12 protein-coding genes and 1 pseudogene are annotated in these 14311 nt (G+C 71.4%); 6 read left to right on the top strand and 7 right to left on the bottom strand.

Features of this window, described 5'->3' with window-relative positions; genetic code table 11:
* Positions 1-42 precede the first annotated feature (42 nt).
* Positions 43-2973 (top strand): AfsR/SARP family transcriptional regulator, encoded by a 2931-nt coding sequence (locus O7626_RS17795; protein WP_278062279.1) that lies wholly within the window; start codon positions 43-45, stop codon positions 2971-2973.
* Between the two features lie 99 nt (positions 2974-3072).
* On the opposite strand, the gene O7626_RS17790 is transcribed toward O7626_RS17795, so the two are convergent.
* Positions 3073-3393, bottom strand: coding sequence for a hypothetical protein (locus tag O7626_RS17790; RefSeq protein ID WP_278062278.1), 321 nt, complete (start codon positions 3391-3393; stop codon positions 3073-3075).
* A gap of 232 nt (positions 3394-3625) precedes the next feature.
* Here O7626_RS17790 and O7626_RS17785 point away from each other — a divergent pair.
* Positions 3626-4060: pseudogene (locus O7626_RS17785) on the top strand (NAD(P)H-dependent oxidoreductase); the annotation flags it as partial.
* 236 nt (positions 4061-4296) lie between these two features.
* Here O7626_RS17785 and O7626_RS17780 read toward each other — a convergent pair.
* The 6 genes from O7626_RS17780 to O7626_RS17755 are packed head-to-tail and all read right to left on the bottom strand — an operon-like array spanning position 4297 to position 9426.
* A complete protein-coding gene (locus tag O7626_RS17780) occupies positions 4297-4833 on the bottom strand; it encodes a hypothetical protein (protein WP_278062277.1) in 537 nt (178 codons plus the stop codon).
* A complete protein-coding gene (locus O7626_RS17775; RefSeq protein ID WP_278062276.1) occupies positions 4823-5215 on the bottom strand; it encodes a carboxymuconolactone decarboxylase family protein in 393 nt (130 codons plus the stop codon). The genes O7626_RS17780 and O7626_RS17775 overlap by 11 nt, the downstream gene beginning before the upstream one ends.
* A 3-nt stretch (positions 5216-5218) precedes the next feature.
* Complete coding sequence (locus O7626_RS17770) at positions 5219-6427, bottom strand: MFS transporter (protein WP_278062275.1); 1209 nt, start codon at positions 6425-6427, stop codon at positions 5219-5221.
* A gap of 7 nt (positions 6428-6434) precedes the next feature.
* A complete protein-coding gene (locus tag O7626_RS17765; protein ID WP_278062274.1) occupies positions 6435-6947 on the bottom strand; it encodes an aromatic-ring-hydroxylating dioxygenase subunit beta in 513 nt (170 codons plus the stop codon).
* Complete coding sequence (locus O7626_RS17760; RefSeq protein WP_278062273.1) at positions 6944-8263, bottom strand: aromatic ring-hydroxylating dioxygenase subunit alpha; 1320 nt, start codon at positions 8261-8263, stop codon at positions 6944-6946. The genes O7626_RS17765 and O7626_RS17760 overlap by 4 nt, the downstream gene beginning before the upstream one ends.
* Complete coding sequence (locus O7626_RS17755; protein WP_278062272.1) at positions 8260-9426, bottom strand: glycosyltransferase; 1167 nt, start codon at positions 9424-9426, stop codon at positions 8260-8262. The genes O7626_RS17760 and O7626_RS17755 overlap by 4 nt, the downstream gene beginning before the upstream one ends.
* A gap of 519 nt (positions 9427-9945) precedes the next feature.
* Here O7626_RS17755 and O7626_RS17750 point away from each other — a divergent pair.
* From O7626_RS17750 to O7626_RS17735, 4 genes are all read left to right on the top strand, one after another.
* Positions 9946-11046, top strand: coding sequence for a hypothetical protein (locus O7626_RS17750; RefSeq protein ID WP_278062271.1), 1101 nt, complete (start codon positions 9946-9948; stop codon positions 11044-11046).
* Positions 11043-11567: a hypothetical protein gene (locus O7626_RS17745; RefSeq protein WP_278062270.1), complete on the top strand. Its 525-nt coding sequence runs from the start codon at positions 11043-11045 to the stop codon at positions 11565-11567. Before O7626_RS17750 ends, O7626_RS17745 begins: the two co-directional genes overlap by 4 nt.
* Before the next feature lie 147 nt (positions 11568-11714).
* The gene (locus tag O7626_RS17740) at positions 11715-12908 is read left to right on the top strand and encodes an amidohydrolase family protein (protein ID WP_278062269.1); all 1194 of its coding nucleotides are present in this window, start codon (positions 11715-11717) and stop codon (positions 12906-12908) included.
* 104 nt (positions 12909-13012) lie between these two features.
* A complete protein-coding gene (locus tag O7626_RS17735; RefSeq protein WP_278062268.1) occupies positions 13013-14257 on the top strand; it encodes a PQQ-dependent sugar dehydrogenase in 1245 nt (414 codons plus the stop codon).
* Positions 14258-14311 lie beyond the last annotated feature (54 nt).

Raw genomic sequence — 14311 nt, 5'->3', positions numbered from 1 at the left:
CGGGTGACCGCGTCGACAGTGCCCAGGGCAAGCCACCCGACCGTGCCTGCCGCACCCTCCGGGGAGCCGGCCCCGGCTGTCATCCACTTCCGCATCCTGGGAAATCTGGAGATACGCCGGAACGGCGCGCTCGTCGTGCTCTCCGCGGCGAAGCTCCGGATCATCCTGGCATCGCTGCTGCTCCGGGCCGGCCGTGTCGTGCCGGTAAGCGTCCTGGTCGACCGGTTGTGGGACCACGAACCACCGGCCGAGGCGCGAGCGGCCCTCCAGACGTACGTCGCGCGGCTGCGCCGGCTGCTGGGTGCCGACGCCGCCATCCACACGCGCAGCGGCGGGTACGTCATCGAACTGCCGACCGGCTGCTGCGATCTCCAGGAGTTCGACGAGCTCCTGGAGAGCGTGCGGATCGCCCTGGGCCGTGGCGACCGGGCGGCCGCGCTCGAGTCGTTGCGGGCGGCGACCGCGTTGTGGCGCGGCCCGATCCTGTTCGACGTGGACTCGGCGGCACTGCACCGCGAGGAGGTGCCGCAGGTGCAGGAGCGGTGCCTCGAAGCCGCCGCGCGCCGGTTCGCCCTGGAACTGGCGCTCGGGCACCACCGGGCGGTGGTCGAGGAGCTGGGCGCACTCGCCGCGGCGTACCCGTTCCAGGAGGAGCTGCGGGCACACCTGATGCGCGCCCTTTACCGGTCGGGGCGGCAGGCGGAGGCCCTGAAGGTCTACCGTGACGTCGCGGCGCTGCTGCGCACCGAGCTGGGCTTGGACCCGGGGCCCGAGTTGCGCGCGGTGCACCAGGCGATCCTGCTCGGTGAGGCGCTGGACGACGACGCCCGCGACGACCCGGCACCGGGCTCGACGGCGCTGTGCCAGCTGCCGCCGGCGATCGGTGACTTCGTCGGCCGGGCAGCGCAGGTGGCGGGGATCGCCAGCCTGCTGGCCACCGGGGGTGAGCCGGCCACGCCACCCATCGTGGTGGTGAGTGGGGTGGCCGGAGTGGGAAAGTCGGCGCTCGCCGTGCACGTCGCACACGGCCTGCGGGACCGTTTTCCGGACGGCCAGCTCTATGTCAACCTGGGCGGTGGCGGCCCGGCTCCGCGGGATGTCGCCGAAGTGCTCGGCGAGCTGTTGTACGCGCTGGGGCTGCTCCCCGACGCCCAGCCGCGCTCCGTGCAGGCGCGGGCGGCGACGTTCCGGGCGCGGGTGGCCGACCGCCGGATCCTGATCGTGCTCGACGACGCCGCCGACGCCAGACAGGTGGCACCGCTGCTGCCCGGTACGGCCAGCTGCGCGGTCCTCGTCACCAGCAGGCGGTCGCTCGACGAGATTCCCGCTGCCGATCGCCACCGCCTACAGCCGTTCTCGGTCACCGAGGGCGTGTCGCTGCTCGACCAGATCCTCGATCCGGACCGTGTCGCCGGGGAGCGGACGGCCGCGGAGAAACTGGTGGATCTGTGTGGCCGCCTCCCGCTCGCGGTGCGGATCATCGGCGCCCGGCTCCAGCCCCGGCCCACCCTGCAACTGCGCGTGTTGGCGGATCGGCTACAGGACGAGCACCGGCGGCTCGACGAGTTGGCCGTGGGCGACCTGGCGGTCCGCTCGGAGCTGGCGGTCGGCTACAGCGGGTTGGCCGGTCCGATCCAGCTGGCGCTGCGCCGGATGGGTCTGCTGCTCGCCGAATCCTTCGCCGCCTGGACTCTCGGCGCCATCACCGACGGTGGCGACGGGGAACGCGCCATCGAGCAGCTGATGGCCGCCGGCCTGCTGGAGCCGGTCGGCCTCGACCTGACCGGTCAGCTGCGTTACCGGCCGCACGACCTGGTCGCGCTGTACGCCCGTGAGCTGGCCGACGGCGAGGACGAGGAGGTGACCCGGGCCGCGTACGGACGACTGCTGGACACGTTCCTCGTCCTGGCGCACAGTGTGCACCTGCGGGTGGACCGCAAGGACGGGTTGCCGCCCGACCCGCTGCCGGACGGTATCGCCACCGGGCCGGTGGACATCGCCGGCCTCACCGCCGACCCGGGCGCGTGGCTGCAGACCGAGCGGAGCCAGCTGTTGTACGCCATCACGCAGGCGTGCCGGCTGGGCAGCTACGACAAGGCGGCGCTGCTGGCCGACATGATCATTCCGCCGCTCTCCATCCGTGGCGGGTACGAGCAGATCGCACGGGTCCGCGCGACCGTCCGGGACGCCGCCCGGGCGGCCGGGGACGAGCGGGTCGCCAGCCGGCAGGCGAGCAGCCGGGCGGACGTGCTGCTCTCCCTCTGCCTCGACGAGGCCGCCGGGGAGTTCGAGGGCTCGGTGGCCGTGTTCCGCCGCCTCGGACTGAGGCACGAACTCGTGCACAGCCTCACCGGTTTCGCGTTCGCCCGGATGTTCCAGGGTCGGCCGGCACTCCCGCACGCGGAGGAGGCGACCGCGATCGCGTACGGGACCGGCGATCCCGACGCCATCGTGCTGGCGCTGCGAACCCAGGCCGACACCCTGGTCCTGCAGGACCGACCGGCCGAGGCGCTGCCCCTGCTGGACCGGGCGCTGGCCCACGCACCGACGATCTGGAACACCGACAGCCACCGGGCCCTGCTGGTCCGCAAGTTGGACTGCGCGATCTCGCTCGGCGAGCTGGACCTGGCCGACTCGACGTACGCGCAGGCACGCGAGGTGACCGACGCGGTCAACAACGCCCACGGCCTCGGCTGGCTGCTCGTGCACCACAGCCGGTTGCGCCGTGCGCGCGGCGACTTCCCGGCCGCCATGACCGAGGCGCGGGAGGCGCTACGGCGAATGGTCGAGGTAGGCGACCCCCGGGGGGTGTTCATCGCGAACCTGCGCCTTGCCGAAGCGCTGCTGGCCGGCGGTGACTCCGCAGGCGCGGCGGCCCTGCTGCACACCCTGTTGTCCACCTCGGACGCCGCGTCCGTACCGCTGCTCAGGGCGAGGGCCGACGCCCTGCTCAAGCAGGCCGGCTCCGGTTGACCAGACCTACGTGCGGGTCAGGCCCGGTGCCACCCGGCCCCGGGCCTGACCTGGACTACCACGACTTCGAAAGGCCCTGCGCTGCTCAGGCCGGACCTGTCAGTTGTAGTAGTAGAAGTAGTAGACCAACTCAGGGCACCCGCCAGGGAGGGTGCAGCCCTCGTGGTACTGGTAGATCGGCGAGACCGCGTAGTACCGCGCGAAGTTGGACCGCGTGTGGACGCAGTCCCAGTAGGAGTAGCTGCACTGGACGTAGTTCTCGCCCGCGATGCTGACGTCGCCGTCCGAGGTCAGCACGGCACTCGCAACGGCCTCCGGCGCCTGGTACGCGGCGCTTGCCGGTGCTGCCGCGGCGGTGGCGATCCCCAACGTCGCCATGGCCGTGACAGCCACCCCTACCGCCACTCTCTTCAGGTGCATGAACATCCTCTCGATTCGCGGACAGGTCGTCCGGTTTCCCGAACCGACCCCTTACGGCATCGGGAAACCGGCCGGCCTGTCCCAGCCGGCTTGGCTGTTGGGAACACGGTAGAAGTCGACGCCCTCGTCGAACTGACACGATTCTTTCGCCCGCCTGTCGCCGGGTCGGCCGGACGGTTCCCGACCGGTCGCCGCGCTTTCGCGATTGTGGGTATGTTGTGGCTGCCCCGGTGTGCGGCCACTGACGGTTTTCGTCAGGTGGTCGGTCCTGGATGGTGCGGAGCGGACAGGGGAGGCCCGTCGGGTGAAGGTCGTTGCGTTGTCCTGCACACAGAAACGTCAACCGTCGCTTACGGACGCGCTGCTCGAGGCGGCGATCACCGGTGTCGTCCGGGAGGTCGCCGACGCGGAGATCCAGCGCATTCGGTTGATCGACCACCGCATCGAGATGTGCGAGGGGGAGGACACCTGCCTGGATCCCGAGGTGGGCCGGTGCACGCTCGACGACGACTTCGAGCATGTGGTCGACCTGGCCGAGGGCGCGCAGGCGATGCTGCTCGCCATGCCGGTGTACGCGGGAAACGTACCCGCGGTGTTGAAGATCTTTCAGGAACGTCTGAAAAGCTTCATGAACGCCCGGCAACGTCCGTTCGGCAACCTGCTGGTGGGGACGATCGTGCATTCCCGCACGATGCTGACCGAGCCCGCACTGGGCTCGTTGTTCCCGTGGTACCTGCGGTTACGGAACAAGAACGTGGCGTCGGCGTGTTTCAGCCAGAACGGTCACCAGGACCTGACCCGCACCGCGGCGATCGACCTGTGTGTGGCCGTGGGCCGGCAACTCGGCATGACGCTCGACAACAGCCGGTCACCGGCCGACGACCGCACGGCACTGCCGGTCGTTCAGTCTCCGGCCCGGCCGCGCTGCGGTGACCCGGCCGCCTCCTCTCCCGGGCCGTGTGGGGACTCCGCCCGCCAGGTGCACCCGTCGCCCGCCTGTTCGCACGACACCGCGACGTCCGGTTCCAGGTAGCGGGCGGCGATGGCGGTGTTGAGCTCCTGGCAGTACGGACACGGTGACGAGAACGTCAGCACCACGCCCGCGCGGGCGGCCCTTCTGCGGTAACGGAGGATTCCGCAGTCGGCGTTGCGCAGGACGGTGCCCGAGGGCTGGGGCTCACTGGTCACCGTCGAGTCGTACAGCAGCAGCTGACGTCGCAGCCGGGTCATGAAGTGATCGGTGGCGGACACCCCGGCGGGCCGTTGCGCCCGCAGCAGCGTCGCGGTGATCCGGGAGTTCGCCTGGATCCAGGCGGCCAGGCCCTCTTCGCCGTGCTCGCCCAGGATGAACTCCTCCGCCGCCGCCTGGGCCTCGAAGAACCGCTGGCGCCACAGGTCGACCTTCTCGGCGGGGTCGAGGGGAGGCGGTTCACCGGTCATGGTCCGCGTCCTTCCCGCTGGCGCCGTCCAGCTCGGCGAACACCTCCTGGGCGACCCGCAGCCCGTTGTTGGCGACCGGCCAGCCGCCGTAGTAGGCGAGCTGGATGATGACCTCGACGATCTTCTCCCGTGACATCCCGAGGTGCAGGGCGGCACCGATGTGGCCGCGCAACTCCCAGTCGGTCCGGGCCAGCGTGACAGCGGTCAGCGCGACCAGTTCGCGCTCCTCGACGCTCAGGTGCGGGCGGGTCCAGATCTCACCGAACAGGTGGTCGACGGTGATCCGCAGGAATTCCGGATAGGAGCCCGGGCGCGGTTCGCGGCCGAAGACCTGCTGGAACATGGCCGCACCCCGCTCGTGTCGGGCAGCCGGCTGGTTCATCGATCAACTCCTTGGTGTCGGTCGAACAGTTGGCAACGTCCACGACGCGACGAAGGCGACGGCCAGCAGCGCGGCGCCGCTGCCGAAGGCGGCCGGCACACCCACCCGCTCGGCGACGAGGCCGACGACCACCGGTCCGACCACGGCGCCGACGTCGGTGCACATCGAGAAGACGGCGACGCCGCTGCCGGCCCGGCCGGCGACGACGTCACCGACCAACGCCGCCGGTGCGGCGTTGAGCAGTGCCGATCCCGCCGCGTAGACGCCGAGCAGGACGACGAGCCAGACGTACCGGTCCACGAACATCAGGGCCGCGATCGCCGCCGCGGCCACACCGGTGCCGGCGATCATGGCCGGTCGGCGGCCGGCCCGGTCGACAACCCGACCGGCCGGCATGATCAGCAGCGCCTGGACGACGGCGGAGATCGTGAACGCCCAGCCGACCCACGTCACGTCGTGCCGCCACGCCACGACCACCGTGGGTACCAGCGCGCTGCGTAGCCCGAACAGGACCCATCCCTGCGCCAACGCCGCGAGACAGGCCACCAGGTAGCGGCGGTCCCGCAGCAGGACCGGCAGCCGGACCACGTCGCGGCCAGGCTCCGCGCCGGCAGTTCGGCCGGTGCGGAGCACCGCCAGGGTCAGCACCGCGGCGGCTAGCAACAGCACGGCGTACGCCACGAACGGCGCGGACAGGGCGAGTAGAGCGAGGAGCCCGCCGAGTGCTGGTCCGCAGATCCCGCCGAGCAGGAAGCCTGCTTCGAACACGGCGCTGGCCCGGCCCCGCTGTTCGGCCGGCGCGACCGCCAGCAGGGTGGCGAGTGCGGACACCGAGAACAGCACCGAGCCGACGCCGCCGAGGCCGCGGAAGACGAGCAGTTGCCCGTAGGACCCGGCGAACGCGGTGAGGGCCGAGGAGACCGCGCAGAGCAGCAGGCCGGCGACCAGGACCCGCCGCTCCCCGAACCGGACTCCGAGCCGCCCGCAGAACGGGCTGGTGGCCAGTCGCATCAACGCGAACAGGGCGACGAGTACGCCGATCTGGGTGGGCCCGGCCCCGAACGTCGCCGCGTAGACCGGGAGCACCGGGAGCACCAGTCCCAGGCCCAGCATGACGCAGCCACCGACGACACTGAGGACGTAGACCTCGGGCGGGAGACCCGGCTGGGCGGCGGCAACGGGCGCGGCGCTGCCAGGGCCGGCCGCCGTCACTGCCCGGTCACAGGATGATGCTGAGCTTGCCGTGTTCGTACAACGTCTCGTGGTCGAGCACCACGACCCGTCTCCGGATCCGCAACGACTCGCCCTCGGCGACGAGTTCGAGCCGGTACTTTCCCACGTAGGCGTCGGAGCGCCCGTGCCCGAACCGGTGCACGACGACATTCGCCGCCACCTCGAGGTCCGTGCCCCGATCGGTCAGGACCTCCACGTTGCTGATCATCCGATTCGTCCGCGACCGGGGGTTCTCACACCACACCTCGCCGCTCAGCAACTGCTCGATCCGCTGGCGTAGCCGGGCGGCATCGTCGTCGACGAGCCCGAGTGCGTCGGCCGGCCCGCCGCGCACGTCGGTGGCCGGTATCGAGTAGCGGACGTCGTCGGTGAGCATCTCGTCGTACCACTCGAGTAGCCGCCACTCGTCGAGCAGCCGCGCCTCCCGGAAGAGGAACTGGCTCACCCGGTGCCACAGCCGCACCTGGGCCGCTTCGTCGACCGTCAGCCCGGTGGTCATCGTGGTCCTGCCCCCTGCGTCTCGGCCAGGCGCGCGACCTCGAGGTGACCGTCGTCGCCGTGCATCAGCCGGTCCCACTGCCGCCAGAACTCGCGGGCGGGAAGCTCGTCGGTGGTCTCCGGGATCTCCTTGTGCATTCCGCGTGACAGGTCCGAGTAGCGGATGGTGCGGTTGAGATAGCCCCGCTGGCAGGACTCGATGATCTCGATGTCGTCGGGGGTGGCGAAGCCGGCGGGGCCGAGGAACGTCAGGTAGTGGCTCTTGCGGAGTTCCCGGATGTCCGGATCCTCGTCCCTGGGGGCCAGGGCGACCGAGGTGATGGCCATCTGGTCGGCGCCGACCGGGTCGATCTTGCGGATCGTGATCGCGATCGCGTCGATGATCATCAAGTTGGGGAAGATCAGCAACGCCCGGTTGGTGCCGGTGATCCGTTCGGCGCGTTCCGCACCGAACCGGTCGACGAACCGTGCCGCCGTCGCCTCGATCCGCGGCCGGACCTCGGCGCCGAACATCGGCGTCCAGTAGGCGAGCGGACGGGCCGCCGCCGGTGGCAGCTCGTTGGCTCCGTGCCCCAGTCCGAGAGCGCGACCGAAGCCGCCTCGTCGTCGTGGCGGCACCGACCCCAGCGACTCCATGTAGCCGACGTAACGCTTGTGCAGGGCCCGGAAGTGGTAGATGTCGACGCTGTTCTCCATCATGAGCTTCCAGTTGGCCCGAGCCCCGTGCAGCTGCGCACCCTGGATCACCTCCATCCCCACCTCGGACTGGTCGTCGATCAGGTCGAGGTACTCCGTCGCACCCGCGAGGTATTCGGGCAGGGTGCGCGGCTGCTCCGGATCGAAGGTGGCGAAGACGAAGCCGCGGTAACTGTCGCAACGGTGCTGCGCCAGGCCGAAGTCCGCCTTCCGGAAGCCCGGCCCGTAGCCGTCCGGGATCGGAACCCCGACCAGGTCGCCCCGGTTGGAGAACGTCCAGTCGTGGTAGGGGCACCGGAACGACCTGGCCTGCCCGGCCGGCTGCGAGCAGATCAGCGCCCCCCGGTGGGTGCAGCTGTTCGCGAACACCCGGATCACGCCGTCGGACCCGCGCGCCATCACCACCGGCCGCCCGCCGACGTCGCGTGCCACATAGGAGCCCGGCCCGGGGATCTCCGATTCGTGTCCGACGTACAGCCAGCAGCGATCGAAGATCCTGGCCAGCTCCAGTGCGGCCAAATCGTCGTCGGTGTAGGCACGGCGGTCGACCCGGAACGAGAGCCGTTCGAGATCGTCCAACACGATCCGGTCGCCCACCGGGCGCCGCAGTTCGACCGTCACAGCTCCCCCTTTCGCCGTAGCGTCTCGACGGTGCCGACGACCAGCTCGGCAGTGCGCGCGGCGGAATCGCCGCACTCCGGCTGCGCGGCCCGCAGCCGGGCCCGGTAGTCCCGGCTGGGATCGAGCAGCTCGGCGACGGCGTCGGCCACCGCCTGCCGGGTGACGCCGGCCGGCTCCAACGCCGTCCCGAAACCCGCCCTACCCACGAAGTACGCCTGGACCGGCTGATCCACCGCCAGCGGGATCACCAGCATCGGTGTCGCCGCCCGGATCGACTCCGCGACGGAGTTGTAGCCGCCGTGCGTGATGAACACGTCGGCGCGCTCGAGCACCTCACGCTGCGGCAGATACGGGGCGGTGAGCACCTCGTCGGGCAGCGCCAGCTCCCCGGCGAGATCTCCCACCGCCGCGACCACCTGTGCACCGGTCGCCGCCGCTCCGACGATCACGGTGCGCAGCAGGTCCGGCCGCCGGTAGAAGATCGTGCCGAAGGAGACGCACACCAGCGGGCGGTCGGGGTCGAGCCGATCCAGGGCCGCGAAGTCGACCTCGTCGCCGCGGGTCCCGGCCGCACCCGGCAACCCGACCAGCCGCACACCGTCGTCGGTGACCGCGTCCTCTCCGAGGAGAGCGGGAATCGTCGGCATCACATTGAGAATCGGCGAGCGTGCCGAATGCGTCCGCTTCGACCACAGCACCCCGTGTCCGGTCAGATAGTCGCCGACCTGCTCGTCGTACGGCCAGCGACCCCGGCGGTGCTCGCTCGGGCATACGCCACCCAGGTTGGCCCAGATCATCCCGTACGGCACGCCGGACGCCTCCGCGCCGACCATTGCCGAGGCGGTGACCGGCAGCGAGTCGACGAGCACGAAGTCCGGCGCCGTCGCGCGAATCGCGTCGGCCGTCTGGCCCGCCACCGGCGACGACCGGAGCATCGGGCCGATTCTCGCCGGGTCGCCGCTCCACGGCGCCATCTCGACCTGCCCGACCGGGTGGACCTGCGTCTTTCCCAGGGCCCGGCGACGTTGCTCGTCGAGCGTGCCACCGTCCGCGGACAACAGCAGCAGCGAAACCTCACTGCCGGCGGTTCTGAGTGCATTCACCACCGGGACATAGGGGTTCAGATGACCGTGCTGGGTCGTGGTGAGCAGGGCGACGTGCATCAAATCTCCGATTCATCGAGTGGGGACGACCAGGTCGACTCGGATCTGGCTGTGTGTGCACTCCCGGAGAGGCGAGAACGCCTGGCAGGCGAAAGGGATCGTCGACGTCCAGGTGTTGCCGGGAGGCGCTATGCAATCCCCGCCATACCGTACGGACACATCGGTCGATGCTACTCGGAACAATCTCGAAACAATCGGTTCATCACCTGCCCCGGACATTTCCGCAAAGCCTGCCGGGATGTGCGATCGATGTCAATGCCTTGCGAACCGCCAACCTTCCGGGTACGCCCAGTCGCAGACCGGCTCTGTCCACAATTGGAATGTGTCGGGCTGACCGGGCATACCAATGCCCGGCTGGCCCGACGGCAGTCCGGGACCGGGTCCGGAGAGCCGGCGGCTCCCCACCCAGCGGGAGGGCGTTCCCCTCCGCCGGGGATGAGGTGTTGTCGGTAGCCGCAGAGCATTGCCTCATGACGAGAGCCCGGTACGTCGGCGGGACACCCGCGGCAGGGAGTTGACATGTCGGATCGTTCCGTTCGTTCCGCCCGATCGGCTGCGGCTGCCGGGGCCTGGCCGTGGGCGGTGGCGTGCGTCGTGTTCGTCGTCGCCGAGGTGGCGCTGCGGGCGTACTGGATCGCGGGTGGCCGGTGGGGGTACACCGCCTGCGACCGCACCGATCTGGTCGACCCGGCGGATGGATGCGGCGCACACCGGGTCGAGGTGCTGCCGTTCTGGCCGGGATGGGGAGCGGTGGGAGCCGGTGTCGTCCTCGCGCTGGTGGTCGCGTACGCGGTCCGGTTCCCCGGTCGCTCCGCCGCTGCCGGGAGTTGGGCGGCGGCCGCGCTGCTCCTGGTCGTCGCGTTTCCGTTGCACCTGCTCTTCGAGATCCCGGCGGCATTGGCGGGGCGTCCCTCGGACTGGCGTGATCTCGGCGCCCGGCTGGCGCTGGTGACCGGGGGTGTCCTGTTCGCCGGGCTGGCGAACGCATGCGGTCCGCGGCGCGTACCGGTCACTGTCGACTACCAGCCGGTGCCGCGCTGGACGCGCCGGTGGGCGTACGCGGCGGTGGCTCTGCCGGTGATCGGTTGGGCGGTGCCGCACGGGTTCTGGGTGCTCGGTGTACCGCTCGGCATCTCCGCCCGGCAACTGGACGACATCCACCGGAGCCTCTCCACCTGGACCGGCGTGGCGATCACCCTCGTCCCACCGCTCGCTGGCCTGCTTGTTCTCGGGCTGGTGCAGCGCTGGGGGCAGCAGTTTCCGCGTTGGGTGCCGGGACTGCGCGGCCGACCGGTGCCCCGGCTCCTGGCGGTGATCCCGGCCGGAGTGGTGGCACTCGCACTGGTCAGCTACGGCGCGCTGAGCGTCGGGGTGGTCGTGCGGCAGTTGCTCGCGGGGGACACGCACCTGTCGGAGGTGCGGCAGGGGTGGGCGGTGACCGCCACGCTGCTGGTGTTCCTCGGTTGGGGTGTGTCGCTGGGCGCGACCGTCATCGGCTACGCGCTGGCCACCGGCCCCGTCCGGAACAGGCCACCGGCCCGCCGTCCTGAGCCGTCGGTCCGACCGGATCACGGCCCGAGCCCCATCGACGTCAACCTTCGAGGATCGGAGCACTCGTGACTTCCACCGACACTGCACCTACCTGGGCGGCGGCGCCGTCACGCTGGGCCGTCCGGGCCGCCTACGCCGTCCCGCTCTGCGTCCTGCCGTCCGCGGTCTGGCGGGTGTCCCTGGTGTTCACCGACGAGGCCGCCACCACCTGGTACATGATCTTCCTGTCCGTCCTGTCGATGGTGCTCGCCCTGTCGACACTCGGCCTGGTGCACCGGTGGGGAGAACGGGTCCCGCACCGGGTACCGCTGCTCGGCGGCCGGCCGATCCCGGCACGCCCGGTCGTGGTCCTCGCCGTGGCCGGCGGTGCACTGCTCGTCGCCATCACCGGGTACGTCGTGCTGAACCTGACCTTCCACTTCGTGCCGCGTGGATGGGTCGGAGTCGGTCGGGACGAACCCGCGCACCCGGCCCCCGGCTGGGATGTCCTCCGGTACTACGCCCCACTGATCGCCTGGGGTCCCCTGGTGATAGCCGTGGCCGCCGACTACCGTCGGCGCCTCACCCTGGCCCGGTCACCCGCGCGATAGCGTCTCGCCGGCCCGATCACCCGCGCGATAGCGTCTCGGGCTGCTGGTGGCTTCCGCGTCGGTCCCACTTGGACCGGAGCCCCGGGTTCGCAGCCGGGCCGTCGGCCGGAGTCCGACCGAAACAACGCAACAGACGGGGGAGGGGCGATGCCGAGGCATGCTGTCCGGGCGGCGCGGATGTTCGACGGCGAGCGGCTGGTGGACGGTGGGGTGTTGGTCCTGCTGGACGATGGCCGCATCACCGAGGTGCACCGGGGCCGGGCCGAGCCGCCGGGCGGCTGGCCGGTACGCGACGAGCCGGACGGCACCGTGCTGCCCGGCCTGATCGACGCGCACGTGCATCTGTGCGCGGATGCCGGGCCCGACGCGCTCGGTCGGCTCGCCGAGCGTCCCGAGCCCGACCTCGACGCGGTCGTCGAGGCGTCACTGCGCGCGCACCTGGCGGCCGGCGTCACGACGGTCCGGGACCTGGGCGACCGGCGGGGCGCCGTGCTCCGGTGGCGGGATCGGGGAGTGCACGACGAGCTGCCGACGGTGCTGGGATCGGGCGCGCCGGTCACCAGCGTCGGCGGGCACTGCTGGTCGTTGGGGGGCGAGGCGAGCGGCGTCGACGGGATCCGCGAGGCCGTGCGGCTGCGGGCGGAGGCCGGCGCCGACCTGGTGAAGGTGATGGCCAGCGGCGGAGTGTTCACGCCCGGCACCGACACCAGCCGGCCCCAGTTCACCGACCAGGAGCTGACCGCCGCGCTGACCCGGGCGCACGAGCTGGGCCTACCGGTGACCGCGCACGCGCACGCGCTCGGCGCGGTCGAGCAGGCGCTGCGCGTCGGTGTCGACGGCATCGAGCACTGCACCTGCGTGACCGCGACCGGCGCGCACGTCCCCGACGAACTCGCCGACCGGCTGGCCACCGCCGGGGTGGCGGTCTGTGCCACGCTCGGCACCGACCCGGCCGTGGTCACGCCGCCGGAGGTGGTGGCGATGGCGGCGCGGGCCGGGCTCAGCGAGGCCACGCTGCGCGGCGGCGTCACCACCCTGCACCGGGCCGGGGTCCGCCTGGTGCCCGGCTCGGACGCCGGCCTCGGTCCGGCGAAGCCGCACGGGATCCTGCCAGAGACGATCGTCGAGTACGTAGCGTGCGGCATCCCGGCCACCGCCGCCCTCGCCGCGGCCACCTCGGTCGGTGCCGAGGTGTGCGGCCTGGGGCGGAGCAAGGGCCGCCTCCGCCCCGGCTTCGACGCCGACCTGCTGCTCGTGGAGGGCGACCCGACGAGCGACGTCACGGTACTGCGCCGCCCGCTCGCCGTCTACCGGGCCGGAGCCCCGGCGAGACCGCGGTAGCGGCGGGGAGGCCGCGGTACGACGAGTTGGATATTGCCGGGAGTCGATGTATCGTCGGGGCGCTCCCAAGATTGCGTCCTCCACTCTGCTCGAGGAGCTCGACCATGTCGCGACGTCGTCGTCGGCCGGCCACCACCCTGGCCGCCCTGCTCGTGCTGGCCCTGTCCGCGCTCCTGTTGCCACCGGCGTCGGTGGCCGGCACCGCCACGGCCGGCACGACACCCAAGCGCGCGGTGCCACTCACCGAGCTGACCGTGGTGTCCGAACAGGTGGCTTTCGGCCTGCGGCGTCCGATCGCGCTCACCGGGCTGCCGGACGGCCGGATGCTGATCGCGGAGAAGGACGGCACCGTCCGCGCCTACCACCCCGACACCGGCCTGGCGGCCGAGCCGGCGCTCGACCTGACCGCCCGGATCGACACGTCGGGCAACGAGCGCGGCCTTCTCGGCATCACGCCGGCGCCGAACTTCGCGCGCACCGGGATCCTCTACGTGGCCTACACGAGCCTGCCGGCCGGCGCGCTGACCCTGGCGCGACTGCCCATCAGCGCCCCCGAGCGGCTGCAGGTGCTGCTCACCCAGGAGCACGCCGAGTACAACAACCACAACGGCGGCCAGGTGGCGTTCGGTCGCGACGGCTACCTCTACTGGTCCCTCGGCGACGGCGGCCACGCGAACGACCCGTTCAAGGCCGGTCAGGACCTCGGCACCCTGCTCGGCAAGATCCTGCGGATCGACGTCAACCGCAGCTGCGGCGCGAAGCCCTACTGCGTGCCCTCCGACAACCCGTTCGTCCGCACCCGCGGCGCGCGGCCGGAGATCTGGCTCTACGGGCTGCGCAACCCGTGGCGGTTCTCCGTCGACCCGGTCGACGGCTCGCTCTGGATCGGTGACGTCGGCCAGGGCCTGGTCGAGGAGATCAACCACATCCGCCCGTGGCAGGGAGGGGCGAACCTCGGCTGGTCGTGCCGGGAGGGCACTCCGGTCTTCGACGCCGAGCAGTGCCGGTCGGGCGTGCGGTACACCGACCCGGTCTTCGAGTACGAACACTTCATGACGGAGAGCTGCTCGGTGACCGGCGGCGTGGTGTACCGGGGATCCGCCACCCCGGAGGCGCGGGGCACCTACATCGCGAGCGACTACTGCTCGACCCTCGCCTTCGCCGTACGGCCCAAGCCCACGGGCGGCTACGAGACCGCGACGATCGGAAACTTCCCCATCCAGCCGACCGCGATCGACGCCGACGTGCACGGCGAGCTGTACGCGCTCAGTGACCTCCCGGGATGGCTGAGCCGGGTGCGGTTCGAGCGGGTCCAGCCCGCCGCCGACGGCACGGCGGCGAACCGCTGACTTCACCGGGGCCTTCGGCTTGATCCGGCCCACCGGCCGGATCAAGCCCCCGGA

The organism is Micromonospora sp. WMMD1102, assembly GCF_029626265.1.
Classification (GTDB): domain Bacteria; phylum Actinomycetota; class Actinomycetes; order Mycobacteriales; family Micromonosporaceae; genus Plantactinospora.
The sequence above is the reverse complement of the archived record's forward strand: the minus strand, read 5'-3'. Positions and strand labels throughout refer to the sequence as shown.